We start from the raw sequence: 26,067 nt of genomic DNA on the forward strand, positions 1-26,067 counted from the left end.
GACTTTCAGCGCCGTATGGCCGACAGCGCGTAGACAGGTTCTCACGCGCCGCGCTGGAAACGGCGCGGCGCCACGCCCTTCCAGCGCTTGAAGGCGTGGATGAAGTTGGACACCTCGCCGTAGCCGAGGCGTTCGGCGATCTCCTCCAGCGTCAGCCCGCCGGTGGCCAGCAGCTCCTCGGCCAGGGCCTGGCGCACCTCGTCCAGCAGCAGGCGGAAGTTGCTGCCTTCCTCGTCCAGGCGCCGGCGCAGGGTGCGCGAACTCATGTTCAGGCCGGCCGCCACCTGTTCCATGTCCGGCAGTCGCCCGGGGCGCTCCAGCAGCAGGGCGCGGATGCGCCCGGCCAGGCCGCCGTGCTGGCTGCGCTTGGCCAGCAGGCGCTGGCACTGTTCCTCGCACAGCTGCGCCGCCTGCGGGTGGGCGCCGGCCAGGGGCCGGTCGAGCAGGTAGCGGGGGAAGACGAAGCGGTTCTCGGCCTGGCCGAACAGCGGCGCCACGCCGATTTCGTCGCGGTACACGGCGGGGTCGTCCGGCGGCGGCAGGCGCAGTTCCACCCGCAGCAGCGGCGGCTCGGCGCCCAGCACCTCGCGCAGCACCTGCAGCATGCCCGCCAGGTCACGCTCCAGCAGGAAGCTGTGCAGCTCCTCGGGCACTTCCCGGTCGTCCAGCAGCAGGTGGACTTCTTCGTCGTGCTCCTCCAGGCGCATGCCGTGGAAGGCGTAGGTCAGGCCGAGGTAGCGCAGGCCCAGGCGCGCGGCATCGCCGTAGGTCGGGCTGGCGAGCAGGGCGAAGCCCCAGATGCCGTAGCTGTTGAGCTGGTAGCGGCGGCCCAGGGGCAGGCCGAAGCCGGGTCGGGCGCCGCAGGCTGCGATCAGGTTGCGCACCAGGCGCAGCTCCTGTTCGGCGTCCACTTCGGCGGCGGGATCGGCCAGCCGCAGCCAGTCCAGGCCGGTGCCGTGCAGGCAGGCGTCGAGGGACAGGCCGTGATCCAGGCCGTACTGGGTGAGCAGCTGGACGCTGACAGCGCTGCGGCGAGGGCGGGGCATAGATTGTCCGAAAGTCACAATTCCGTGGCCGACTATGCCATAAACCGGGCTCGGGGAAAGCCCTAGGATGGCCTCGACCGCACTATTGGCGGCTCATGGAGATAACAATGACCAACAAGACTCCCGAGCAGGCACCCTTGCGCGTGCTGATCATCGGCGCCGGCTTCGCCGGTCTCGGCCTGGCGATGCGGCTGCGGCAGCAGGGCCATGAGGATTTCCTGATCCTCGAGAAGGGCGAGGAGCCCGGCGGCACCTGGCGCGACAACCACTACCCCGGCGCCGCCTGCGACGTGCCCTCGCACCTGTATTCCTTTTCCTTCGAGCCCAAGCTCGACTGGAGCCGGCGCTACGCGCCGCAGCCGGAGATCTTCGCCTACGTGCGCCAGTGCATCGAGCGCCACCGGCTGGCGCCGCACATCCGTTGCCGCAGCGAGGTGGCCGGGGCCTGGTTCGACGAGGCGGCCGCCCTGTGGCGGGTCACCACCACGGACGGCGCCAGCTTCAGCGCGCGGGCACTGGTCAGCGCCTGCGGCCAGCTCAACCGGCCGCTGTACCCGAAGCTGCCGGGGCTGGAGCGCTTCGCCGGCGAGAGCTTCCACTCGGCGCGCTGGCGCCACGACGTGGAGCTGGCCGGCAAGCGGGTGGCGGTGATCGGCACCGGCGCCAGCGCCATCCAGTTCGTGCCGCAGATCGTGCCGAAGGTGGCCCGGCTGCATCTGTTCCAGCGCACGCCGGCCTACGTCATGGCCAAGCCGGACCGCGCCTACCGCCCCTTCGAGCTGGCGCTGATGAAGCGCTGGCCCTGGACGCAGAAGCTCGACCGGGCCTGGCAGTACCTGTTCCACGAGGCGCGCGGCGTGGCGTTCTTCCTCTGGCCGTCGATCATGAAGCTGCAGCGCATGCTGGTGCTGCGCCACCTGGCCCGGCAGGTCCCGGAGCCGGGCCTGAGAGCGAAGCTCACCCCGGACTACCCGCTGGGCTGCAAGCGCATCCTGATCAGCAACGACTACTACCCGGCGCTGCGCCAGCCCCAGGTGGAGGTGGTGGACGAGGCGATCCGCGAGGTGACGGAGCGCGGCATCGTCACCGCCGACGGCGTGGAGCGGGAGGTGGACGTGCTGATCCATGGCACCGGCTTCGCCGCCAGCGACTTCCTGGCGCCGATGCACATCCGCGGCCTCGGCGGCCTGGACCTGAACCAGGCCTGGCGCGACGGCGCCGAGGCGTACAAGGGCATCAGCGTCAGCGGCTTCCCCAACCTGTTCATCCTCTACGGGCCGAACACCAACCTCGGCCACAACTCGATCATCTACATGCTGGAGAGCCAGTTCCCCTACGTGCTGGACTGTCTCGCCAGGCTCGACCAGGGCGTGCGTTACCTGGACGTGCGCCGCCACGTGCAGGACGCCTGGAACCGCCAGGTGCAGCGCGACATCGCCGACTCGGTGTGGGAGCAGGGCTGCAGCAGCTGGTACAAGAACGCCGCCGGCAAGCACACCAACAACTGGTCGGGCTTCACCTTCAGCTACCGTCACCACACGCGCCGGCCGCGCTGGAGCGACTATGAACTGGTGCGCTGAGCTGCCCCGGCCGGGCCTCGGCCAGCGCCTGCTCACCGGCTGGCTGCGGGCGAGTACCTGGCTGGTGTTCCGCAGCGGCATGCACCCCGTGGTGCCGCCGCGCCTGCAGCGCGGGGTGCTGCGCCTGGCGACCCTGACCGCGCCGCGGGCACGGGGCGTGCGTATCGAGCCCGGAGTGCTCGGCGGCGTGCCCTGCGAATGGCTGAGGGGCGAGCGGGACAACGGCTGGGTGCTGCTGTACCTGCACGGTGGCGCCTTCATGGTCGGCTCGCCGCGCACCCACCGGGCGATCACCAGCCACCTGGCCAGGCAGACCGGCACGCGGGTCTGTGCTTTGGACTACCGCCTGGCGCCGGAGCATCCCTGGCCGGCGGCGGCGGACGATGCGCTGGACGCCTACCGGGCGCTATTGGAACAGGGCCAGTCGCCAGACAGGATCGTGATCGCCGGCGACTCGGCAGGCGGCCACCTGACCCTGACCGCCGCGTTGCGGCTGCGCGACGCCGGATTGCCGGCGCCGGCGGCGCTGGTCTGCTTTTCGCCGGTCACCGACCTGAGCGGCGCGACCTGGCACGAGCCACCGGGTGGCGACCCGCTGATCACCATGGCCTGGGTGGAGCAGGGCGTGAATGGCTACTGCCCGCCGGGCGTGGATCGCGCTGCGCCGCTGCTGTCGCCGCTGCACGCCGACCTGGCCGGGCTGCCGCCGCTGCTGGTGCAGGTCGGCGAGGACGAGCGCCTGCTGAACCAGAGCCTGGGGCTGCGCGATTGCCCCGGGCTGGACCTGCGCCTGGAGATCTATCCGGGTCAGTGGCACGTGTTCCAGATCAACTGCGGCCTGCTGCAGGTCGCCGCGCTGGCGATGCGGCGGGTCGCCGGATTTCTTGGGGAGAGGGGCTGCCAATGAAGCACATTCTGATCACCGGCGCCGCGTCGGGCATCGGCGCGGCCAGCGCCCGGCTGTTCCACGCCCGCGGCTGGCGGGTCGGCCTGCTGGACGTGGGCGCGGAGCCGCTGGCGGCCCTGGCCACCGAGCTGGGCGGCGCTTGGCACCGGGCACTCGACGTGACCGACGGCGAGGCGCTGAACCAGGCACTGGCCACTTTCTGCGGGGAGGGCGGGGCGTTGGACGTGCTGTTCAACTGCGCGGGCGTGCTGCGCTTCGGCTTCTTCGAAGAGATCGCGCTGGAGGAGCATGCGCGCATCCTGCAGATCAACGTGTTCGGCCTGCTCCAGGCCACTCATGCCGCGTTTCCCTACCTGAAGGCGGCGCGTGGCCAGGTGGTCAACATGGGCTCGGCTTCGGGGCTCTACGGCACGCCGCACATGGTCAGCTACTCGGCCTCGAAGTTCGCCGTGCGCGGGCTGACCGAGGCGCTGGAGTTGGAATGGCGGCGCCACGGCATACGGGTCGGCGACCTGATGCCGCCGTTCGTCGCCACGCCGATGGTCGACAGCCAGCGCTTCACCCCGCCGACCCTGCGCCGCCTGGGCGTCGCGTTGCGCGCCGAAGACGTGGCCGAGGCAGCCTGGCAGCAGGTCCGCGCGCCCCGGGTGCACCGCGTCATCCACTGGCTGTTCAATCTGATGTACTGGTCCGGACAGCTGTCGCCGCCAGCCACCAACCGGGCCGTGATGGGCTGGCTCTCCCGCGACTGAGGCCCGCGACCGGTGGTCGATGGCCGGGCACATCCGCCATTCAGGCACTACCCTCAAGGAACGGCGGCTCGGGCACGCATTCGCGAAACCAGCCGCCTGCGGGCGTTCGCGCCCGTCGCGACAGACCAGGCAGCGTTGCCTGGTTCTCGGGCGGCACCCCCTGGTGTCGCGATGCCGCCGACGGCGGCTGCGGTCGATCCATCGCCTGAGAGGAGGTCCTTCCATGAGTACAGCCTTCCAAGATGATGTCAGCACTAACGTTCTGCGCCGCATGAAAGAGGGCGGTTTCGATTTCGCCCGCGTCCATCCCATCGAGTTCTACGCCATCTTCCCGAACGAGGAGCGGGCCAGAGAGGCGGCAAGGCAGTTTCGCGGTGAATCCCTGAATGCCCAGGTCAGCGTCCGCGAGGACGGCGCCTGGCACCTGCAGGTGAGCAAGGTGATGTATGCCACCCATGCCGGCATCGGCGACTTCGAGCAGGATCTGGAGGCCCTGGTGATGCCGCTCGGCGGTGTGCTGGACGGTTGGGGGGTGACCCAGGAGGTCCGCCTCGACGCTCAGCTCTCCGGCCGGCTCTGAGCATGGTGGACGCCGGCCAGCCTGCGGGCGGCCGGCTGCCGGCATTTTCCCCCGGTTGTCAGACGACGGTGCGCTGGTGCAGCGCCTCGATGAAGGCGGTTACGTCCGGCGCGCCCGCCAGGCGCAGGCCCTCGCCCAGGGCGTTGGCTTCCTCGGAGCTTTTCGGCAGCAGGAGGAACTCCGGCGCGTCCGGGTAGCGCAGCAGGGACAGGCGGGCGTAGGGCAGGCCGTGGTCGAGCAGCAGGCTCATGAAGGCGGGCTCGCTCCAGGCCTGCACCGGCATCGCGGTCATGTGGTAGCGCCGGCGCAGCTCGGCCAGGCCGTTGGCGCTCAGCCGGTAGTGGGTCAGCTCGGCCGGCAGGGTGACTTCCAGGCCGCGCAGGCGGGCGTAGGCGATGGCGCAGGCGAAGGCCTCGCCATGCTGGTCGCCGGCCCAGAAGATGCGTTCGCCGAACCAGCTGGCCTGGCGCAGTTCGATGGCCTCGGCGGCGAGGAAGCGCGGCACGGCCTGGCTGATGGTCTTGAGGAAGTCCTTGTAGCTGATGATGCGGGCGCAGCGGCCCAGCGGGCTGGCGGCCAGCTCCTCGAAGCTGGTCAGCCTGTCGCCGGTGTTCGCCGGCGGGCTGCAGAGGCCATCGATGGTGCGTAGGTCGAAGTTGTCCAGATGCTCCGTTTCCCGCTCCACCACGCCCATCAGCACGGCGCGGGCGGCGGCCTTGTCTTCCTGCACCGGCCCCGAGAGCGCGTCGCGGGGCAGGTCGACCAGCCGGTGCAGCGGCGGTCCCGCCTGCCACCAGAGGCTCGGCTCCGGCAGCGGCAGCGGCTGGAACGGCAGCCGCAGACCACGGGCGCGCTCGAACACCACGCGCGGCACACGCCCCTTCAGGCCCAGGCGCTGGGCCAGGGCGGAAAGGCGCGAGACGAGTGTGAGGGATTCGGTCAAGCTCACTGGCAACGGACTCCGGGTACTACCGGGTCAGTGTGGCAGAGCCGTCGATGGCGCGCACTACCCGTGCGCCCGTTGTCGCGGGGGTGGGAGCCGGCGGTCGATGCCGCCGACTGTGGCAGAATGGTGCCGATCACTACGAGGATGCCTCCATGCCCAGCCTGGTGCTGGATATCGCTTTGCCTGCGGAACGCTTCCTGGCCGTCTACCAGGGGCGCGCCAACCGGGTCCTGCTCTATAGTCGCGATGGCCGCAAGGTCAGCCTGCCGGCCCATCACCTGCGCCCGTTCCTGCGCCACGACGGCATAAATGGCGTGTTCGAGCTGGAGTTCAGCACGAGCGGGGAACTGCTCGACCTGCGCCAGCTACGATGACGATCAATGGGGCCGGCGCTCCTTATTACTCCGTTGCCTCGCCTGAGGCTAGTGCCGGTGGCTATAATCGCGCCCTGTTTCCCACTGTCTTCCTATCCGAGCCGATCCGCCCATGTACGACCTGGCCCGCGCGCTGCTGTTCCGTCTCGCTCCCGAAACTTCCCATGAGCTGTCCGTCGACCTGATCGGCGCCGGCGGCCGCCTGGGCCTCAACGGCCTGCTGTGCAAGGCGCCGGTCCGCCTGCCGGTGCAGGTGATGGGGCTGGAGTTCCCCAACCCGGTGGGCCTGGCCGCCGGCCTGGACAAGAACGGCGACGCCATCGACGGCTTCGCCCAGCTCGGTTTCGGCTTCATCGAGATCGGCACCGTGACGCCGCGCCCGCAGCCCGGCAACCCCAAGCCGCGCCTGTTCCGCCTGCCGGAGGCGACGGCCATCATCAACCGCATGGGCTTCAACAACCACGGCGTCGAGCACCTGCTGGCCCGGGTCCGCGCGGCCCGCTACAAGGGCATCCTGGGCATCAACATTGGCAAGAACTTCGATACCCCGGTCGAGCGCGCGGTAGACGACTACCTGATCGGCCTGGACAAGGTCTATGCCCATGCCAGTTACGTTACCGTCAACGTCAGCTCGCCGAACACCCCGGGCCTGCGCAGCCTGCAGTTCGGCGACCAGCTCAAGGCACTGCTCGAGGCCCTGCGCCAGCGCCAGGAAGACCTGGCCGAGCAGCACGGCCGGCGCGTGCCGCTGGCGATCAAGATCGCCCCGGACATGACCGACGAGGAAACCGTGGAAGTGGCCCGCGCGCTGGTGGAAACCGGCATGGACGCGGTGATCGCCACCAATACCACCCTGGGCCGCGAAGGCGTCGAGCACCTGCCGTTCGGCGGCGAGGCGGGCGGCCTTTCCGGCGCCCCGGTGCGCGACAAGAGCACCCACACCGTGCGGGTGCTGGCCGGCGAGCTGAAGGGGCGTCTGCCGATCATCGCCGTGGGCGGCATCACCGAAGGCGCCCACGCGGCCGAGAAGATCGCCGCCGGCGCGAGCCTGGTGCAGATCTATTCGGGATTCATCTACAGGGGGCCGGCGCTGATCCGCGAGGCGGTGGACGCCATCGCCGCGCTGCCTAAGGCGTAGGGTGCGCCGTGCGCACCTGGCGATGTAAGGGCGGGCTTGCTGGTGCGCGCGGCGCACTCTACAACGGCGGTCTCGGGGGCATGACCAAATGTACCCGTTACGTGTTGGTGGCGTAATTCTGCTCTTGTGGGGGCGGCTGGGCGGCATTCCGATTGGCCGCGAAATTCGCGGATAAATCCGCTCCCACAAGGCGTGCAACAACTAACGGGGACATAGCCAATAAAAAAGGGCCCCGGAGGGGCCCTCGGGCTCTCGCCCACCGCCCGGATGGGACGGTCTGGTGAAGTCGGGGTGATCCTGATTCAGCCGACGGCGTGAAGTTCGTTGAGTCTGTGGATACCGGCGGTGCCGGTCAGTCCGTCCCAGTTGTCACCGCGGCCCTCCCGCCAGCCGTTGATCCAGGCTTGCCGAGTGGAGGGGTGGGTGAAGGGGCACATATCGCGGGATTTGCCATGAATGCCGTGCTGATAGCCGCGCAAGAATGCTCGTTCCAACGGATCACGCTTAAGTCTTCTCATAGGGTGTTGCCCTCACTGTTGACTGTTATGTCCCGTTGGCCCCTTGATGGGGCCGGGCAGAGAATGCTCTGCCAGCGGGGCCCGCTGCCGGCGTGGCGGGCCACCTCGTCGGCACCGTTGCGGTGTCGACCTGGGTTGATTTCTAGCGAATGCCTTCCACCCTGTGAATGATCGTTTTGTCATAAGGACGTAACGCGAGTGGGATGGGAGCCATAAGGTTCAACTCTTTTTTCGTTCGCCGATTGCCCTGGGCCGCGTGGTTGGGGAGTCTCGGCGGGGCAGGCAGGCGTATTGCCATTGCGAATGGCTCTCGTCTGTATGGCTCTTTTATTCCGACGAAGGGTCGCGAATGCGACCTTCCGCCACATGGGCTGGCGCCCGATTACTGGATACCTCATGTCTGACCGCTACGAACTGATCCTCACCTGTCCCAAGAGCCTGGAAGGCCTGCTGCTCGAAGAAGCCAGCGGCCTGGGGCTGGAAGAAGCCCGCGAGCAGACCGCTGCCGTGCGCGGCTTCGCGCCCATCGAGGTGGCCTACCGCCTGTGTCTGTGGTCGCGCCTGGCCAACCGGGTGCTGCTGGTGCTGCGCCGCTTCCCGGTAAGCAACGCCGAGGAGCTGTACCAGGGCGTGCTGGCGGTGGACTGGGCCGAGCACCTGGACCCGGCCGGCACCCTGGCGGTGGAGTTCAGCGGCCACGGCGCCGGCATCGACAACACCCACTTCGGCGCGCTCAAGGTCAAGGACGCCATCGTCGACAAGCTGCGCACCGCCGATGGCACCCGTCCGTCGATCGACAAGGTCGACCCGCACCTGCGCGTGCACCTGCGCCTGGACCGGGGCGAGGCGGTGCTGTCGCTGGACCTCTCCGGGCACAGCCTGCACCAGCGCGGCTACCGCCTGCAGCAGGGCGCCGCGCCACTCAAGGAGAACCTGGCGGCGGCCATCCTGATCCGCGCCGGCTGGCCGCGCATCGCCGCCGAGGGCGGCGCGCTGGCCGACCCCATGTGCGGCGTCGGCACCTTCCTGGTCGAGGCGGCGATGATGGCGACCGACATGGCGCCCAACCTGCGCCGCGAGCGCTGGGGCTTCTCCGACTGGCTGGGCCACGTGCCGGCGATCTGGAAGAAGCTGCATGCCGAGGCCGAGCAGCGCGCCGCCGCCGGCCTGGCCAGGCCGCCGCTGTGGATTCGCGGCTACGAGGCCGACCCGCGGCTGATCCAGCCGGCGCGCAACAACATCGAGCGGGCCGGCCTGGGCGAGTGGGTCAAGCTGTACCAGGGCGAGCTGGCGACCTTCGAGCCGCGCCCGGACAAGAACCAGACCGGCCTGATCGTCAGCAACCCGCCCTACGGCGAGCGCCTGGGCGACGAGGCGAGCCTGCTGTATCTCTACCAGAACCTCGGCGAGCGCCTGCGCCAGAGCTGCCTGAACTGGGAGGCGGCGGTGTTCACCGGCGCGCCGGAGCTGGGCAAGCGCATGGGCCTGCGCAGCCACAAGCAGTACGCGTTCTGGAACGGCGCGCTGCCGTGCAAGCTGCTGCTGTTCAAGGTGCTGCCGCAGCAGTTCGTCACCGGCGAGCGCGGTGATCGCCGCCAGGCCGGCGAGGAGGGCGCCGCCGCGCCGGTGGCCAGCGAGCCGGCGCGCCTGTCCGAAGGCGGCCAGATGTTCGCCAACCGCCTGCAGAAGAACCTCAAGACCCTCGGCAAGTGGGCGAAGAAGGCCGGTGTCGAGTGCTACCGCCTGTACGACGCCGACATGCCGGAATACGCCCTGGCCATCGACCTGTACCGCGACTGGGTGCACGTGCAGGAGTACGCGCCGCCGCGCTCCATCGACCCGGACAAGGCCCAGGCGCGCCTGCTCGACGCCCTGGCCGCCATCCCGGTGGCGCTGGGCATCGCGCCGGACAAGGTGGTGATCAAGCGCCGCGAGCGCCAGGCCGGCACCAAGCAGTACGAGCGCCAGGCCGCGCAGGGCCAGTTCATGGAGGTGAACGAGGGCGGCGTGCGCCTGCTGGTCAACCTCACCGACTATCTGGACACCGGCCTGTTCCTCGACCACCGCCCGCTGCGCCTGCGCATCCAGAAGGAGGCCGCCGGCAAGCGCTTCCTCAACCTGTTCTGCTACACCGCCACGGCCACCGTGCACGCGGCCAGGGGCGGCGCGCGCAGCACCACCAGCGTCGACCTGTCGAAGACGTATCTGGACTGGGCGCGACGCAACCTGTCGCTGAATGGCTTCTCCGATAAGCAGCGCCTGGAGCAGGGCGACGTGATGGCCTGGCTGGAGAGTGACCGCGGCGAGTACGACCTGATCTTCATCGACCCGCCGACTTTCTCCAACTCCAAGCGCATGGAAGGGGTGTTCGACGTGCAGCGCGACCACGTGCGCCTGCTCGACCTGGCCATGGCCCGGCTGGCGAAGGGCGGCGTGCTGTACTTCTCCAACAACTTCCGCAAGTTCCAGCTCGACGAGAGCCTGGCCGAGCGCTACGCGGTGGAGGAGATCAGCGGCCAGACCCTCGACCAGGACTTCGCCCGCAACCCGAAGATCCACCGGGCCTGGCGCCTGACCGCCAAGGGCTGACGGACCGCCGCCGATGATCGACGACATCCGCTACCTGATCGTGTTCGCGAAGATCGCCGAAGTCGGCTCCATCTCCGGTGGTGCAGAGGCCCTCGGGCTGAGCAGCGCCACCGCCAGCCTGCACCTGTCGCGGCTGGAGAAGAACCTGGGCTGCGCGCTGCTCTACCGCAACACCCGCAAGCTGTCGCTGACCCAGGATGGCGCCGGCCTGCTGGAAACGGCGCGGTCGATGCTGGAGCTGTACGAGAAGGGCGTCATCGAGTTCAAGCAGCGCTCCGTCGCTACCCGCGACAACCTGCGCATCGCCATGCCGGCGCTGTTCATCAACAGCGACTTCACCCGGCACATCGCGGCCTTCGCCCGGGATTACCCGGAGGTGGTGCTGAGCATCGCCTGCGACGACAGCCGCAACGACATCATCGGCGAGGGCATCGATGTCGCCTTCCGCATCGGCGAGCTGCCGGACAGCTCGCTCAAGGCGCGCCACCTGTTCGTGCTGCCGCGCCGGGTGGTGGCGACCCGGGAATTCCTCGCCGGCTACGCACCGCCCGGCCACCCCCGCGACCTGGCCGCGATGAAGTGGATCGGCCTGACCATGCGGCCGAACCTGCGCGTGTTCCGCCACGTCGATGGCGAAGAGGCGGAAGTCGCCTACACCCCGGGCGTGCGGGTGGACAACGTGGAGGCTTCCTGTCGGCTGGCCTGCCTGGGCGTCGGCCTGGCCGCGCCGCCCAACTACCTGACCGACGAGGCCATCCGTCGCGGCGAGCTGGTGGCCGTGCTGCCGGAGTGGTCGCTGGAGCCGCTGAAGGTCTACGCCGTGTGGCCGTCCAACGTGTCGACCAGCAGCATCGCCTACACCCTGATCAACCGCCTCTACGACGCCTTCAGCTCCCGCTCGCTGGAGTGAGCTGGGTCCACAGCATGTAGCCGGCGGTGGCGATCAGCGTGCCGCCCATCGCCAGGTTGAACAGGCGGATGCGCAGCCGGCTGCCGAGCAGCAGCGAGAGGCGGTCGCCGAGCACCGCCCAGGCCGCCAGCGACAGGTAGCAGACGACGAAGTAGATGGCCACGAAGGCGATCAGCGGCGCCGGCGTGTGCGGGCTGGCGAACAGCGCCGCGCCGGAGGCGCAGGCGATCCAGGCCTTGGGATTGAGCCACTGCAGCAGGGCGCCCTGGACGAAGCCGGGCCGGTCGGCGCGCGCCACCGCCAGCTCCGCGGGCGCCGTGGCGATCCGGTAGCCGACGTGGATGATGAACAGCGAGCCGGCCACCCCGAGGTAGCGGAAGAACACCGGGTAGTGCTCGATCACCGCGAGGAACCAGAAGCCGACGAACACCAGCAGCAGGGTGAAGCCCAGGGTGGCGCCGGACACGAACGGCAGGGTGCGGCGGAAGCCGTGGTTGGCGCCGGAGGCGACGATCACCATGTTCACCGGGCCGGGCGAGATGGACATGCCCAGGGCGAACAGGCCCATCGCCAGGATCAGGGTCGGTTCCATGGACGATCTCCTCTAAAGCCGCGCGCTCAGCGCAGCAGGCCCAGGTTGCCGGTCAGCCGGGTCACCAGCTGCCTGTCGCCGAACAGGCCCAGCCCCTGGTAGCGGATCGCCTCGTCCGGGCCCTGGGCCAGCACGGCGGCGTATTCCTCGTAGGAACGGGTGGTGCGGGTGGCGTCGATCAGGTCCACCACCAGCAGCTCCGGTTCGAATTCGCGCAACTGCTCGCGCATGTGCTTGAGCCGCTCGGCGGTGCCCTTGAGGATCGGCAGGGCGAGGGTGGTGATGCCTTCGTGCGCCTGGCCCCGGTGATCGACCAGGTCGTGACCGATCATCTCCGGGTAGAGCCTGCCGAAGCTGGCGGCGATCACGGCGGCAGTGTTGGCGATGACGCCGAGGGGAAGGTGTTCGTCGATGACGATGACGCACTTGTGGTCGGGCATGGGCTTTCTCGAGGGCTCGTTCGCGAGGGCCCGGCCGTGTTCGCCGGCCGGGCGGTGAGCGCAACGTTATCGGGAAAGGCCCGGCGGATTAACGGGCAATCCTCTAAGGCTGTCTTTGATTCCGGGCCTTACCAGGGCAGGGTCTGGTGCTGGTAGTCGACGAAGTGGCAGCCGCCGGCGCCCCGGTGGGCGGCGATGGTGGTCACCAGGCCGGCGACGCTCTGTTCCACGCTCAGCGGCGCGCCGGCGCCGCCCATGTCGGTCTTCACCCAGCCCGGATGCAGCGCCAGCAGCGTGGCCGACGGCGCCTCGGCCGAGTGGCTCCAGCTCTGCAGCAGGCTGTTCAGCGCCGCCTTGCTGGCTCCGTAGAGCGGCATGCTGGCGGAGAGGGCCAGTTCCACGCTGCCCATCTGCGAACTCATGAAGGCCAGCACGCCGTCGCGTTCGACGCGTGGCGCCAGGGCCTTGGCCAGGCGCAGCGGGGCGATGGCGTTGACCAGGAACAGCTCGGCCAGCTCGTCGCGGGTCGCCTGGCGCTCGTCCTGGTGGGCCGGGCCGGAGATGCCGGCGTTGAAGAGCGCGACATCGAGACGGGCGTCGCCCAGGGCGTCCGCGATCTCGACCGCCGCCCCTTCGCCGGCCAGGTCGCAGACCTGCACCTGGAGCTGGCCGGGATGGCGCGCGGCGAGTTCGGCCAGTGCGGCGTTGCCCGCGCTGCGCACGATGGCGTGGACCCGGTCGCCCCGGGCGAGGAAGGCCTGTACCAGGCCGAGACCGAGGCCCCGGGAGGCTCCGGCGATGAGGACGTGCTGCATGGTCGCGGTTCCTGTGTGTGGCAAGGGGAACCGCCATGGTAGCGCAGGCGGCGCGGCTGTCGGCGGGGCCGGCGCAATCGCCATCGGCATCGTGTGGGCTTTGTCCGGCGGACAACAGCCTTTCAGCAAGCTGTTCCGCCAGGCCTATCGGCAACTGTTGGGCGTCGTCGGCAAGTGACTGTCCCGCAAGGAAAAAACCTCATGGCACATGGGTTGCTCAAGGACCCGGCGAGGGATGCGCCGCATCTTCGACAACAACATATGCAAGGGGGAGCGAATGAACAGGGCAGCACGCGAATCACGACCGGGGCGGGTGGCCACATGGGCGCTCGGAAGCCTGCTGGCGGCCACGACCGGCGCCGGCCACGCCGCCGATGACCCGCGCCTGGCGACGGTGGTGGTGCAGGGCAGCAAGGCCAGTGAGGCCGAGCAGGCGAAGCAGGAACTGAAGAAGGTGGCCGGCGCGGTCGGCGTGGTGGACAACCGAGAGGTCGAGCGGGGGCGGGCGCAGAACGCCGAGGACGTGCTGGCCTACCAGCCCGGCGTGTTCGCCCAGGCCACCAGCGGCACCGGCGCCAACAAGATCTCCATCCGCGGTTCCGGCCTCAACACCTTCTACCAGGGCTACGTCATGGGCATCAAATTCCTCTACGACGGCCTGCCGATCACCGGCCCCGGCGGCACCCAGGAAGACATGCTGAACATGGCCGGCGTCGACCACACCGAGGTGCTCTACGGCGCCAACGCCTTCGCCCACACGGCGCTGTCCCTGGGCGGAGCGATCAACTTCGTCACCCACACCGGCTACACCTCGCCGGGCGCCTACCTGCGCCTGGACGTCGGCCCCTACGGCTACCACAAGCAGCAGCTCAGCTACGGCGGCGTCTCGGGCGACAGCGACTTCTACGTCTCGCTGCTGCACAACGAGCGCGACGGCTTCCAGGACGACACGCCCAACCGCGGCAAGGACTTCATCGCCAACTTCGGCCATGCGTTCAGTCCCCGGCTGGATACCCGGCTGATCGTTCGCTACCGTGAGGAGCGGCTGCTCAACGGCAGCACCCTGACCAAGGCGCAGATCGAGGACGACCCGAGCCACAACCGACTGCTGTCCGACCGCCGCAAGGACGGCACGACGCTGGTCGCCAGCAAGACCACCTACACCTTCGATGACGACTCCAGGCTGGAAGTCGGCCTCGGCTACAACAACTACCCGCTGCTCAACGGCTGGCGCTACGCTGCCACGGCGCAGGACTGGCGTTCCACCGACCTGAGCACGGTGATCCGCTACCTGCGCAGCGGCGACCGCCTGTTCGGCCTGCCCAGCGACACCACGCTGACCTTCAGCGACACCCGCCTGATCGACGGCGACGTCACCGGCTACCGCCAGAGCGACTGGACCAAGGTGCGCTACACCGACTACACCGGCTCGCGGGACACCGTCCTCGCCCTGGGCAACGAACTGCAGCTGGCCGAGGACTACTGGCTGTCGTCCGGCCTGTCGCTGATCAACATCGACCGCACCGCGCGGATCAAGTACTCGATCAACGCCAACACCAGCGACTTCCCCGACCACGTCAGCTACGACGAGTGGCACGTGGCGCCGCGCCTCGGCCTGCGCTACCAGCTCAGCCCCGAGGTGCAGCTGTTCGCCAACGTCAGCCGCTCCATCGACCCGCCGGTGACCTGGCAGCACGGCAGCACCGCCAACCCCTACCTGCGTCCGCTCGACCCGCAGAAGGGCACCACGGCCGAGTTCGGCATCCGCGGCGCGGCCGGCATCTTCGAGGGCAGCCTGGCGCTGTACCGCTCGTGGATCAGCGACGAGCTGCTGACCGTGGTCATCAGCCCCGCCACGCCCACCGCCGACGCGGTGACGGCCAACGCCAACGCCAGCGACACCATCCACCAGGGGCTCGAAGCCGGGCTCGACACCCGGCTCTGGGAGGGCGCCGGCGGCCATCGCGTCACCCTGCGCCAGGCCTACACCTTCAACGACTTCTTCTACCGGGACGACGACGCCTTCGGCGACAACGAGCTGCCCAGCCTGCCGCGCCACGTCTACCAGGCGGAGCTGGAATACCGGCACCCGCAGGGCTTCTACGCCTCGCTCAACCTGCGCTCGGCCTCCGCCTACTACGTGGACTACGCCAACACGCTCAAGGCGCCGTCCTACACCCTGTTCGGCGCGAAGCTGGGCTACGACGACCCGGCCGAGCGCTGGAGCCTGTTCCTCGACGCCCGCAACCTCACCGACGAGCACTACGCGACGGCGGCCAACACCGCCTACGACCTCAAGGGCGTGGACTCGCCGAACTTCTACCCCGGCGACGGCTTCGGCGTGTACGCCGGCGCCTCGTACCGCTTCGACTGAGCGGGGGCGCCGCCATGCAGGATACCGCCGAGTTCACAGGAAACCTCCGCCGTCCCCGGGCCTGGCTGGTGGCGCTGGCCTTGCTATCGCTGCTGCTGCCGGGCTGCGGTGACGAGCCGGGGCGCAAGGAGGGCGCCGCCGGGCCGGCGCCCGCCAGCGCCATCTATCCCGCCAGCGACTACTTCGAGCAGGCGCCGGGCCAGCGCGGGGGCACCCTGCGGGTGTCCGTGGCGCTGGACACCGGGTCGCTCGATCTGCACGCCCTGTCCCACACCAATACCCAGTGGCTGGGCCGGCTGATCCACGACAACCTGGTCTACCTGGACGAGCAGGGCCGGGTCACGCCCTGGCTCGCCAGGTCGTGGGACATCTCCGAGGACGGCAGGACCTACACCTTCCACCTGCGCGACGACGTTACCTTCAGCGACGGCGCCCGCTTCGACGCCGAGGCGGTGCGGGTCAACCTGGAGCACATGCGCGACCCCGCCACCAAGGCGCCGCTGGCCGCCGCCTACATCGCGCCCTACGTGGACGGCGAGGTGGTCGACGCCTTCACCTTCCGCGCCCACCTGCGCGAGCCGTACACGCCGTTTCTCCACGTCCTGGCGCAGTCCTACCTGGCCATGCTGTCGCCCAGGGCCATCGTGGAGAACCCCGGCGCGCTGGCCGAGGCGCCGGTCGGCTCCGGCCCGTTCGTGGTGGAGCGCTACACCCGCCAGCAGGGCATCCGCCTGGTGCGCCGGGAGGGCTACCACTGGGCGCCCGACCAGCTGCGCCACCCGGGGCCGGCCTACCTGGAGCGGATCGACATCGACTTCGTGCCCGAGCCGCTGATCCGCTACACCTCGCTGGTGGCCGGCCAGTACGACTTCACCCTGGACGCGCCGACCCAGAACGCGGCGGCCATCCGCGCCGACGACCGCCTGCTGTTCGACAGCCGCATCCGCCAGGGCAACCCCAACCGCGGCATCACCTTCAACACCGAGAAGTTTCCCTTCGACGACGTGCGCGTGCGCCGGGCCTTCGCCCTGGCGGTGGACCGCGAGGGTATCGTGCGCATCAGCGGCTTCGGCGAGTTCAGGCCGAAGAGCGACTTTCTGGCCGCTAACACCCGCTACTACGACCCGGCCTTCCGGGACGCGCTGCGCCACGACCCGGAGGCCGCCGGCCGACTGCTGGACGAGGCGGGTTGGGGCGAGCGCGACGCGCAAGGGTACCGGATAAAGGAGGGAAGGCGGCTGGAGGCCGAGGTGCTGCTGGCCGAGGGGCTGGTGACGACCACCGATGCGGTGGCGATCCAGGCCGACGTGAGGAAGATCGGCTTCGCCCTGCGCATCGCCCAGCTGCCGCCGCTGCACATCATCGAGCGGCGCGCCGCCAACGACTACCAGGCCACCGGCTCCGGCGTGTGGCACACCAACACGCCGGACGGCCTGTACATCCTCTACCACAGCGACGAGATCATCTCGCCCAGGCGCATCGGCCAGAACGTGGCGCGCCTGCGCGACCCGCTCCTCGACGACCTGCTCGGCCGCGCCCGGCGCAGCGCCGACGAGGCGCTGCTGCGCAGCCTGTACAGCCAGGCCCAGCAGCGGCTGACCGAGCTGGTGCCCGGCGTGCCGCTGTACGAGAACCACAGCCTGACCGCGCGGGGCGCCCATGTGAAAGGGATCATCTACGACACCTCGCACAACACGCCGATCTTCACGGGGGCCTGGCTGGACAAGGAAGGGCGCTAGGCGCTTGCGCCTGCGGGGCCAATGAAAAGGCCATGTCCCCGTGAGCCGCTGCATACCTTGTGGGAGCGGCCTTTGGCCGCGAATGTCGCGGCCAATCGGAATGCCGCCCAGCCGCTTCCACAAAAGCAGAATTGCGCCACCAACACGCAACGGGGGCATAGCCAATGAAAAAGCGGTGTACCCGTTACCTGTTGCAGCTCCTGACCCCTTCTGGATCCCCGCCTGCGCGGGGATGATGAGGTAGGGGTGGAGTTTCTTCCGCAGCCGTCATTCCCGCGTAGGCGGGAATCCAGGGCAGGCAGCTGTAGTGTCTGCAACCCGAAGCGGGGGCATGGTCAATGAAAAGCTGCGTACCCGTTACCTGCTGTAGCCCTTGACCCCTTCTGGGTCCCCGCCTGCGCGGGGATGACGAGGTTGGGGTGGGGTTTCTTCCGAAACCGTCATTCCCGCGTAGGCGGGAATCCAGGGCAGGCAGCTGAAGTGTCTGCAACCCGAAGCGGGGGCATGGCCAATGAAAAGCTGCGTACCCGTTACTTGCTGTAGCCCCTGACCCCTTCTGGGTCCCCGCCTGCGCGGGGATGACGAGGTAGGGGTGGGGTTTCTTCCGAAACCGTCATTCCCGCGTAGGCGGGAATCCAGGGGCAGGCAGCTGAAGTGTCTGCAACCCGAAGCGGGGGTATGGCCAATGAAAAGCGGTGTACCCGTTACCTGCTGTAGCCCCTGACCCCTTCTGGGTCCCCGCCTGCGCGGGGATGACGAGGTAGGGGTGGAGTTTCTTCCGAAACCGTCATTCCCGCGCAGGCGGGAATCCAAAAGCAGGCAGATCCAGCGGTGACCACGCGACGCGCAGAAGTGGGTTAGGCACAGGCCTTAACCCACTCCTGGGCGGAGCATGGACTTTGTGTTTTCCAGTTGTTTATTGGCGAATAAAACAGCACCTGCTGTTTTTCGCGCACAAGCATATAACCGAAAACACTGTTGGCCGAAAAACAGTTGTTCAACATTCTGTTATCCGGCTCGAATTCAAGTTTGTTCTTGAGTTTTCTCAAGATACTGATTTTGCTAGTTTTTATAAGTTGGAACGGCGCTTGCTAAATGGACAGGCAAGAGAGCTACACAACAACAATAAGCTCATCGACATGACCTTGTCTTTATAGGAGTAAGTTTAGGTGCGCTGGGTTTCTTTGATGGGGGAAGTGAGTGAAAAGGGCAAGCCGAGTCCGCTGTGGATGGCGGTGGGCATCGGTTCTCTGATGATGGCTGCGGGCCAGGGCGCGAGCGCCGCTGAGCCGGCGAACGAGAAGGAGCAGCGGCTGGAGACCGTGGTGGTGCGGGGCGAGCAGAAGACCGAGGCGCAGAAGGCCAAGGTCAAGCTGGAGGAGGTCGCCGGGGGCACGAGCCTGGTGGACAACGCCGAGGTGGAGAAGGGCCGTTCCTCCACCCTGGAAGACGTGCTGGCGTTCCAGCCCGGGGTGATTGCCCAGGCGGCCGGTGGCAACGATGCGATCAAGATTTCCATCCGCGGCTCGGGGGCCAACGCCTCGCCCGGCTATTTCCGCGAGGGCACCAAGTTCCTGTTCGACGGCCTTGCCCTGACCGGTCCGGGCGGCACGCCCTACGAGCTGCTGGAGATGTCCGGCGTCAACTACACCGAAGTGCTGCGCGGCGCCAACGCCTTCGACTACACCGCGCTGTCCCTGGGTGGCGCGATCAACATGGTCACCCACACCGGCCACAGCTCGCCGGGCAACTACGCCCGCTTCGAGGCCGGCAGCTTCGGCTGGCGCAAGCAGCAGCTGAGCACCGGCGGCGTGGTGGACGACGCCGACTACTACATCAGCCTGTCCAACTCCGAGCGCGAGGGCTACCAGGACTACACCTTCAACAAGGCCAAGGGCGTCGTCTCCAACTTCGGCTACCGCTTCAGTCCCAAGCTCGATACGCGCCTGATCGTGCGCTACCGCGAGCAGTACCACGAGAACGCCAGCACCCTGACCCGGGCCCAGCTCAAGGACGACCCGAGCCAGCCCAACCCGACCACCGTCGCCCAGCGCGGCGACTCGACCAAGAACGGCTCGATCTGGGTCGGCAGCAAGACCACCTACACCCTCGACGACGACTCGCAGGTGGAACTGGGCCTGGTCTACCACAACTACCGCCAGATCCTCGGCAAGAAGAGCCCGGTGATCCCCAACCACTGGCAGTGGCGCGACCTCAACAGCTCCCTGCGCTACCTGCGCAGCGACCGGCTGTTCGGCCTGCAGAGCAACACCACCCTGAGCTTCAGCAACACCCTGCACGACCGCGCCGAGGTCAAGACCTACGACGGCGTGAGCCGCAAGCTGCTCAAGGAGACCAACTACAGCGGCTCGTTCGACACGGTGTTCGCCGCCGGCAACGAATTGGAGCTGACCGAGCGCCTGTGGCTGTCCAGCGGCCTGTCCCTGGTCAACATCCGCCGCGACGTGGACGTCAATTTCTCCGACCGGGCCAACACCAGCCCGTACCCGCAGCACTACAAGTACGACAACTGGAGCCTCGCGCCGCGCCTCGGCCTGCGCTACTTCCTGACCCCGGACATCCAGCTGTTCGGCAACGTCAGCCGCTCCATCGATCCGCCCAGCGCCTGGTCCATCTCGCCGTCCGGCCCGACCAACAACTACGCCAAGACCCTGGTGGAGCAGAAGGGCAACACCGTCGAGATCGGCATCCGCGGCGCGCGCGGCCCGCTGTCCGGCAGCCTGGCGCTGTACCGCAGCTGGCTGCACGACGAGCTGCTCAACGTCGAGATCATCCCGGCGCGTGGCAACTCGCCGGCGGTGACCTCCACCTCCAATGCCAGCGCGACCATCCACCAGGGCGTCGAGGCGGGGCTGGACGCCGAGCTGTGGCGGGGCGTGCGCGGCGACACCCTGGTACTGCGCCAGGCCTACACCTTCAACGACTTCTACTACCGCAACGACGACGAGTTCGGCGCCAACGAGCTGCCCGGCCTGTCGCGCCACATCTACCAGGCCGAGCTGAAGTACCAGCACGCTAGCGGCTTCTACGCCGGGGTCGACGTGCGCACGGCGTCGAGCACGCCGGTGGACTACGCCAACTCGTTCCAGGCCCCGTCCTACACGGTGTTTGGCGCCAAGCTCGGCTACGAGGAGCCGGGCCAGCGCTGGCAGGTGTTCCTCGACCTGCGCAACCTCACCGACGAGCACTACGCCACCACCATCAGCCCGATCTACAACGCCCGCGGCAACGATGCGGCGGCGCTCTACTCGGGCGACGGCTTCGGCGCGTTCACCGGCGTGGCCTTGCGTTTCTGAACCCGGGCCGCGGGCAGTCCCGCGGCCGCTCACCGCCTTTTCAGGAAACCGTGTTATGCAACCAATTCCAGGCACAGGCTCCCACGGCAGGCCGGCCGGCGCATTGCGCCGGCTCGGCGCGCTGCTCGGCGCCCTGCTGATCCTCGCCGGCTGCTCGCCCGCCGAGGAGCCCACCGCCGGCCAGGCGGGCACCGGCGCCGCGCCCGCCAGCGGCCAGGTCGTCGACGGCCTGCTCAGCTACCCGGCCAGCGACTACCACGAGCAGGGGCCGGGCAAGCCGGGCGGCGTGCTGCGCGCCTCGGTGACGCTGGATACCGGCACCTTCGACGTCCACTCCATCGCCCACGGCAACGTGCAGTGGCTGGGGCGGATCGTCTACGACGGCCTGGTCTACCAGGACGAGCAGGGGCGCATCTCGCCCTGGCTGGCCAAGTCCTGGGAGATTTCCGCGGACGGCACCGTCTACACCTTCCACCTGCGCGACGACGTGACCTTCAGCGACGGCACCCGGTTCGACGCCGAGGCCGTGCGCGTCAACCTGGAGCACATGCGCGACCCCGCCACCAAGTCGCCCCTGGCGGCGGCCTACATCGCGCCGTACCTGCAGGGCAGGGTGGTCGACCCGTTCACCTTCGAGGCGACCCTGCGCGAGCCGTACTCGCCGTTCCTCGACGTGCTGGCCCAGTCCTGGCTGAGCATGATCTCGCCGAAGCAGATCCTCGAAGACCCGAAATCCATCGCCGAGCGGCCGATCGGCTCCGGCCCGTTCGTGCTGGAGAGCTACACCCGCGAGCAGGGCGCCACCTTCGTGCGCCGCGAGGACTACGCCTGGGCGCCGCCGGCCACCCGGCACCAGGGCCCGGCGTACCTGGAGCGCATCGAGCTGACCTTCGTCCCCGAGTCGATGATCCGCTACAGCTCGCTGCTGTCCGGCCAGCACGACTTCACCCTGGACGCACCGACCCAGAACGCCGCGGCCATCCGCGCCAACCCCGAACTGGTGCTGCACAGCCGCATCCGCAAGGGCAACCCGTTCCGCAGCCTGACCTTCAACGTCGAGCGCTTCCCGTTCGACGACGTGCGAGTGCGCCGGGCGCTGACCAGGGCGGTGGACCGCGACGGCCTGGCCTGGATCGTCGGCTTCGGCGAATACCAGCCGAAGAGCGACTTCCTGGCCGCCAACTCGCACTTCTACGACCCCTCGTTCAGCGAGGCGCTGAAGTACGACGTGGCCGAGGCCGGACGCCTGCTCGACGAGGCCGGCTGGCGCGAGCGCGACGCCGAGGGCTACCGGGTGAAGGAGGGTAGGCGCCTGGCGGCGACCCTGCTGATGAGCGAGAACCCGGCGTTCCCCAGCAGCGTGGCGGTGGCGATCCAGGCCGACGCGAAGAAGATCGGTTTCCAGATCGAGCTGGAAGTGCTGCCCCTGGCCCAGGCCACCGACCGCCGCTACGCCGGCGACTACCAGGCGCTGGGCGGCGGCTACTGGCACACCAACACGCCGGACGGCCTGTTCATCCTCTACCACAGCGCCTCGATCTCCACGCCGCAGCTGATCGGCCAGAACAGCTCGCGCCTGCGCGACGCCGAGCTGGACGACCTGCTGTCCCGCGCCCGGCGCAGCACCGACGAGAACGAACTGCACAGCCTGTACGGCCAGGCCCAGCGGCGCCTCACCGAGCTGGTGCCGGCGGCGCCGTCCTACGAGAGCCACCACATCGTCGCCCACCATGCGTACGTGAAGGGACTGATCTTCGACACCTCGCACAACACGCCTTTCTTCACCAGCGTCTGGCTGGACAAGGAGCGGCCATGATCGTTCTGCGACGGGTCCTGTTGCGCCTGCTGGCGGGCGTGGCGGTGCTGTGGGGTGCGGCGACGCTGACCTTCGTCGGCCTCAACGTCACCGGCGGCGACCCCGCCCTGGCCATCCTCGGCGGGCCGGATGCGATGCCTACCGCCGAGGCGCTGGCCCAGGTACGCCGCGAATACGGCCTGGACCAGCCGCTGGTGGTGCAGTACGCCAGCTACCTGGGGCGCCTGGCCCAGGGCGACCTGGGCGAGTCCTACCGCCTGCGCATCCCGGTGACCCGGGCCATCGGCGAGCACATCGGCGCCACCGTGTGGCTGGCGCTGTGGGCCGCCCTGGTGGCGGTGCTGCTGTCGGTGGTGGTGGCCACGCTGACCGCGCGCCGCGGCCGCCACGTCGGCGCGCTGTCGTCGGGCACCGAACTGGTGCTGTCGTCGATGCCCTCGTTCGTGCTCGGCATCCTGCTGTTGCTGGTGTTCTCGTTCCAGCTGCGCCTGCTGCCGCCGACCGGCTCCAGCGGCTGGAAGACCATGGTGCTGCCGACCCTGACCCTGGCCCTGCCGGTGGCGGCGGTGCTGACCCAGGTACTGCGCCAGGAACTGGAGGACATCCTCGAACAGCCCTTCATCATGATGGCCCGCGCCCGCGGGCTGTCCGAGGCCGGCGTGCGCCTGGGCCACGCCCTGCGCCACGCGCTGATCCCGCTGGTGACCCTGTCCGGCTTCATCCTCGCCAGCTTGCTCGGCGGCGCGGTGATCACCGAGACCCTGTTCGCCCGCCAGGGCGTGGGCCGCCTGATGCTCGACGCGGCCAACGGCAAGGACGTGCCCATGGTGCTCGGCATCACCCTGCTGGCGGCGCTGATCTACGTGGTGGTCAACCTGGTCGTCGACCTGCTGCTGCCGCTGATCGATCCCCGGGTGAACGCGCGATGAGCATGAGCACCCAGATCGCCCTGCATCGACTGCGCGCGCTGTTCGACGAAGACAGCGCGCCGTCCTCGCTTCAACTTCACGACATCGTCAAGGATTCCGAAATGATCTTCAGCGAGCCCGAGACCCTGCTCACGGCCAGCGACGCCGTGGCGGCGCCCACCGACGACCAGCTGCTGGCCCGGTTCAACCCCATCTTCGAACGCATCGCCGAAGGCGCCATCGCCCGCGAGCAGGAACGCGAGCTGCCCTACGAGGCGGTCAACTGGCTGCGCGACGCCGGCTTCGGCCGCCTGCGCGTGCCGCAGCGCCACGGCGGCTTCGGCGCCAGCCTGGAGCAGCTGTTCCGCCTGGTCAGCCGCCTGGCCGAGGCCGACTCCAACCTGCCGCAGATCTTCCGCGCCCACTTCGGCTTCGTCGAAGGCCGCCTCAACGACGAGGACGAGCAGGGCAACGCGCGCTGGTTCCAGCGCGTGGTCGCCGGCGAGCTGTTCGGCGCGGCCATGGCCGAGCGCACCGAGACCACCGGCAACAGCGTCAACCTGACCGAGGACGGCGAACGCTGGCTGCTCGACGGCGAGAAGTACTACTGCACCGGCACCCTCTACGCCGACTGGATCGCCGTGTCGGCCAACCAGGGCGACGAGCACGTGGCCATCGCCGTGCCGACCACCGCGCCCGGCGTCACCCGCCTGGACGACTGGGACGGCTTCGGCCAGCGCCTGACCGCCAGCGGCACCACCCGCTTCGAGCGGGTCGAGGTCGGCGAGGAACAGATATTCCGCCGCTTCAAGCTGGGCGAGGGACGGACCGATTCCTACATCAGCGCCTTCTACCAGCAGGTCCACCTGGCCACCCTGGCCGGCATCGCCCGCGCCGTGCAGCGCGACGCCATCGCCTTCGTCCAGGGCCGCACCCGCACCTTCGGCATTCCGGGCCAGTCCAGCCCGCGCCACGACCCGCTGGTACAGCGGGTGGTCGGCCGCCTGTCGAGCCTGGCCTTCGCCAGCGAGGCGCTGGTCGAGAAGGTCTCGCGCAGCCTGGACCAGCTGTGGCACGCCTGGCTGGCCGGCACCGCCACGGCCGAGCAGTACGCCGAGGCCGACATTCGCACCTTCCAGGCGCAGCAGATCGTCATCGGCCAGGTGCTGGAGGCCACCACCCTGTTGTTCGAGGTCGGCGGCGCCTCTGCCGCCAGCGCCGCGCGGCGTCTCGACCGGCACTGGCGCAACGCGCGCACCCTGGCTTCGCACAACCCGGCGATCCTGCGCGAGGCCTACCTGGGCGACTACTACCTCAACGGCACCGTGCCGAGCAAAGCCTGGGCCGAGCGCTTCGCCGAGGCCAAGGCGAAGGACCCGGCGCAGCCGGTGCAACCGGCGGTCAACGAGGGGGACCTGGCATGAGCGGCGGCAAGCGGCAGATGAGCATCGGCATGAACATCCTCGGCTTCGGCGCCCACGCCGCGGCCTGGCGCACCGGCGAGGCGCCGGCCCATGCGCTGACCGATCTCGACTACTTCACCCACATCGCCAAGGTGTCCGAGCGCGGCACCCTGGACGCGATCTTCCTGGCCGACGGCCCGGCGCTGGCCGGCGACGTGTCCCGCCAGCCCTCGGGCCGGCTGGAGCCGACCGTGCTGCTCACCGCCATCGCCCTGGCGACCCGCCACATCGGCGTGATCGCCACCGCCTCCAGCACCTTCAACGAGCCGTTCAACCTGGCCCGGCGCCTGGCCTCGGTGGACCACGTCAGCGGCGGGCGTGCGGCCTGGAACGTGGTCACCACCTACAACGACGCCGCTGCGCAGAACTTCGGCCAGGCGGGTTCGGCGCTGCATGCCGAGCGCTACGGCCGCGCCGAGGAATTCGTCGAGGTGGTGCAGAAGCTGTGGGACAGCTGGGAGGACGACGCCATCGTCGGCGACGCCGCGCGCGGCGTGTTCGCCGACCCGGCCAAGGTCCACACCATCGACTTCGTCGGCAAGCACTTCTCGGTGCGCGGGCCGCTCAACGTGCCGCGCTCGCCGCAAGGCCGCCCGGTGATCGTCCAGGCTGGCTCGTCCGAGGGCGGCAAGGCGCTCGGCTCGCGTTACGCCGACGCCATCTTCACCACCCAGACCACCCTGGCCGACGGCCAAGCGTTCTACCAAGAGATGAAGAGCCGCGCCCGCGCCTGGGGCCGCAACCCGGACCACCTGAAGATCATGCCCGGCCTGTCCACCGTGATCGGCAGCACCGAGGCCGAGGCCCGGGCGCGCTTCGACCGGCTCAACGACTACCTGGGCGAGAGCAGCCTGGTCCAGCAGATCGCCTTCCGCATCGGCATCCCGCTGGACGAGCTGGACCTGGACGCCGAGCTGCCCTGGCAGCGCATCGGCCCGGTCAGCGAGTTCAAGGGTTCCCACGGCTTCCTCGAGGCGCAATTGAACCTGGCGCGGCGCGAGAAGCTCAGCGTGCGCGAGCTGTCGCGACGCATCCTAGTCGGCCACCGGCTGATCGTCGGCACGCCGGAGCAGGTCGCCGACACCCTGGAGGAATGGTTCCTGGCCGGTGCCGCCGACGGCTTCAACATCATGCCGGACAGCTTCCCCTCCGGCGTCGAGAGCTTCGTCGACGAGGTGGTGCCACTGCTGCGCAAGCGTGGGGTTTTCCGCCACGAATACAGCGGTCGCACCCTGCGCGACCACCTGGGCCTGCCGCACCCGC

22 protein-coding genes are annotated in these 26,067 nt (G+C 69.0%); 16 read left to right on the forward strand and 6 right to left on the reverse strand.

All coding sequences use genetic code 11. The features are described from left to right. Window positions 1-41: 41 nt before the first annotated feature. On the reverse strand, window positions 42-1,046 hold the full coding sequence (locus tag N5D30_RS13750) for an AraC family transcriptional regulator (RefSeq protein WP_279909458.1): 1,005 nt from the start codon (window positions 1,044-1,046) through the stop codon (window positions 42-44). A gap of 107 nt (window positions 1,047-1,153) precedes the next feature. On the opposite strand from N5D30_RS13750, the gene N5D30_RS13755 reads away from it, so the two are divergent. The 4 genes from N5D30_RS13755 (at window position 1,154) to N5D30_RS13770 (ending at window position 4,865) form a co-directional block, all read left to right on the forward strand. Next, window positions 1,154-2,626 (forward strand): NAD(P)/FAD-dependent oxidoreductase, encoded by a 1,473-nt coding sequence (locus N5D30_RS13755; protein ID WP_279909459.1) that lies wholly within the window; start codon window positions 1,154-1,156, stop codon window positions 2,624-2,626. Then, on the forward strand, window positions 2,610-3,533 hold the full coding sequence (locus tag N5D30_RS13760; protein WP_279909460.1) for an alpha/beta hydrolase: 924 nt from the start codon (window positions 2,610-2,612) through the stop codon (window positions 3,531-3,533). The genes N5D30_RS13755 and N5D30_RS13760 overlap by 17 nt, the downstream gene beginning before the upstream one ends. Beyond that, window positions 3,530-4,285, forward strand: a complete 756-nt coding sequence (locus N5D30_RS13765; RefSeq protein ID WP_279909461.1) for an SDR family oxidoreductase — start codon at window positions 3,530-3,532, stop codon at window positions 4,283-4,285. The genes N5D30_RS13760 and N5D30_RS13765 overlap by 4 nt, the downstream gene beginning before the upstream one ends. Window positions 4,286-4,508: 223 nt before the next feature. Then, the gene (locus N5D30_RS13770; protein WP_220814024.1) at window positions 4,509-4,865 is read left to right on the forward strand and encodes a ribonuclease E inhibitor RraB; all 357 of its coding nucleotides are present in this window, start codon (window positions 4,509-4,511) and stop codon (window positions 4,863-4,865) included. A gap of 58 nt (window positions 4,866-4,923) precedes the next feature. Here N5D30_RS13770 and N5D30_RS13775 read toward each other — a convergent pair whose 3' ends face one another. Next, the gene (locus N5D30_RS13775) at window positions 4,924-5,814 is read right to left on the reverse strand and encodes a DUF6685 family protein (protein WP_279909463.1); all 891 of its coding nucleotides are present in this window, start codon (window positions 5,812-5,814) and stop codon (window positions 4,924-4,926) included. A 149-nt stretch (window positions 5,815-5,963) separates the two neighbouring features. Here N5D30_RS13775 and N5D30_RS13780 point away from each other — a divergent pair, with 149 nt between their 5' ends. Together N5D30_RS13780 and N5D30_RS13785 are read left to right on the forward strand one after the other, a co-directional pair. After that, entirely contained in the window at window positions 5,964-6,185 is a 222-nt protein-coding gene (locus tag N5D30_RS13780; RefSeq protein WP_220814026.1) for a DUF2835 domain-containing protein, read from the forward strand. 112 nt (window positions 6,186-6,297) lie between these two features. Then, window positions 6,298-7,323 carry a quinone-dependent dihydroorotate dehydrogenase gene (locus tag N5D30_RS13785; RefSeq protein ID WP_279909464.1) on the forward strand — a complete coding sequence of 342 codons (1,026 nt, stop codon included), beginning with the start codon at window positions 6,298-6,300 and terminating at the stop codon, window positions 7,321-7,323. Between the two features lie 302 nt (window positions 7,324-7,625). On the opposite strand, the gene rmf is transcribed toward N5D30_RS13785, so the two are convergent. Then, on the reverse strand, window positions 7,626-7,841 hold the full coding sequence (gene rmf / locus N5D30_RS13790) for a ribosome modulation factor (protein ID WP_192319738.1): 216 nt from the start codon (window positions 7,839-7,841) through the stop codon (window positions 7,626-7,628). Between the two features lie 396 nt (window positions 7,842-8,237). On the opposite strand from rmf, the gene rlmKL reads away from it, so the two are divergent. Both rlmKL and N5D30_RS13800 read left to right on the forward strand, forming a co-directional pair. Further along, a complete protein-coding gene (gene rlmKL / locus N5D30_RS13795; protein ID WP_279909465.1) occupies window positions 8,238-10,430 on the forward strand; it encodes a bifunctional 23S rRNA (guanine(2069)-N(7))-methyltransferase RlmK/23S rRNA (guanine(2445)-N(2))-methyltransferase RlmL in 2,193 nt (730 codons plus the stop codon). A 13-nt stretch (window positions 10,431-10,443) separates the two neighbouring features. Beyond that, window positions 10,444-11,340, forward strand: coding sequence for a LysR family transcriptional regulator (locus N5D30_RS13800; protein WP_279909466.1), 897 nt, complete (start codon window positions 10,444-10,446; stop codon window positions 11,338-11,340). Here N5D30_RS13800 and N5D30_RS13805 read toward each other — a convergent pair. The 3 genes from N5D30_RS13805 to N5D30_RS13815 form a co-directional block, all read right to left on the reverse strand. Further along, window positions 11,318-11,932: a LysE family translocator gene (locus N5D30_RS13805; protein WP_279909467.1), complete on the reverse strand. Its 615-nt coding sequence runs from the start codon at window positions 11,930-11,932 to the stop codon at window positions 11,318-11,320. The genes N5D30_RS13800 and N5D30_RS13805 overlap by 23 nt on opposite strands. Window positions 11,933-11,958: 26 nt before the next feature. Next, window positions 11,959-12,372, reverse strand: a complete 414-nt coding sequence (locus tag N5D30_RS13810; RefSeq protein ID WP_279909468.1) for a DUF2000 domain-containing protein — start codon at window positions 12,370-12,372, stop codon at window positions 11,959-11,961. A 128-nt stretch (window positions 12,373-12,500) separates the two neighbouring features. Next, on the reverse strand, window positions 12,501-13,187 hold the full coding sequence (locus N5D30_RS13815) for an SDR family oxidoreductase (protein ID WP_279909469.1): 687 nt from the start codon (window positions 13,185-13,187) through the stop codon (window positions 12,501-12,503). On the opposite strand from N5D30_RS13815, the gene N5D30_RS13820 reads away from it, so the two are divergent. The 8 genes from N5D30_RS13820 to N5D30_RS13855 all read left to right on the forward strand — a co-directional run. Further along, entirely contained in the window at window positions 13,186-13,365 is a 180-nt protein-coding gene (locus N5D30_RS13820) for a hypothetical protein (RefSeq protein WP_279909470.1), read from the forward strand. The two genes, N5D30_RS13815 and N5D30_RS13820, sit on opposite strands and share 2 nt — an antisense overlap. A 99-nt stretch (window positions 13,366-13,464) precedes the next feature. Beyond that, window positions 13,465-15,561 carry a TonB-dependent receptor gene (locus N5D30_RS13825; RefSeq protein WP_279909471.1) on the forward strand — a complete coding sequence of 699 codons (2,097 nt, stop codon included), beginning with the start codon at window positions 13,465-13,467 and terminating at the stop codon, window positions 15,559-15,561. Window positions 15,562-15,575: 14 nt separating this feature from the next. Next, window positions 15,576-17,300 (forward strand): ABC transporter substrate-binding protein, encoded by a 1,725-nt coding sequence (locus N5D30_RS13830; RefSeq protein ID WP_279909472.1) that lies wholly within the window; start codon window positions 15,576-15,578, stop codon window positions 17,298-17,300. A 1,169-nt stretch (window positions 17,301-18,469) separates the two neighbouring features. Beyond that, the gene (locus tag N5D30_RS13835; RefSeq protein ID WP_279909474.1) at window positions 18,470-20,617 is read left to right on the forward strand and encodes a TonB-dependent receptor; all 2,148 of its coding nucleotides are present in this window, start codon (window positions 18,470-18,472) and stop codon (window positions 20,615-20,617) included. A 55-nt stretch (window positions 20,618-20,672) separates the two neighbouring features. Next, window positions 20,673-22,433, forward strand: coding sequence for an ABC transporter substrate-binding protein (locus tag N5D30_RS13840; protein WP_279909475.1), 1,761 nt, complete (start codon window positions 20,673-20,675; stop codon window positions 22,431-22,433). Further along, entirely contained in the window at window positions 22,430-23,362 is a 933-nt protein-coding gene (locus tag N5D30_RS13845; RefSeq protein ID WP_279902365.1) for an ABC transporter permease, read from the forward strand. Before N5D30_RS13840 ends, N5D30_RS13845 begins: the two co-directional genes overlap by 4 nt. Before the next feature lie 2 nt (window positions 23,363-23,364). Continuing rightward, window positions 23,365-24,765, forward strand: a complete 1,401-nt coding sequence (locus tag N5D30_RS13850) for an acyl-CoA dehydrogenase family protein (RefSeq protein WP_279909482.1) — start codon at window positions 23,365-23,367, stop codon at window positions 24,763-24,765. Beyond that, on the forward strand, window positions 24,762-26,067 hold a 1,306-nt coding region (locus N5D30_RS13855; protein WP_279909476.1), incomplete at its 3' end, for an LLM class flavin-dependent oxidoreductase. The genes N5D30_RS13850 and N5D30_RS13855, both read left to right, overlap by 4 nt.

The sequence above is a fragment of the Pseudomonas sp. GD03875 genome (assembly GCF_029840585.1).
Taxonomy (GTDB): domain Bacteria; phylum Pseudomonadota; class Gammaproteobacteria; order Pseudomonadales; family Pseudomonadaceae; genus Aquipseudomonas; species Aquipseudomonas paralcaligenes.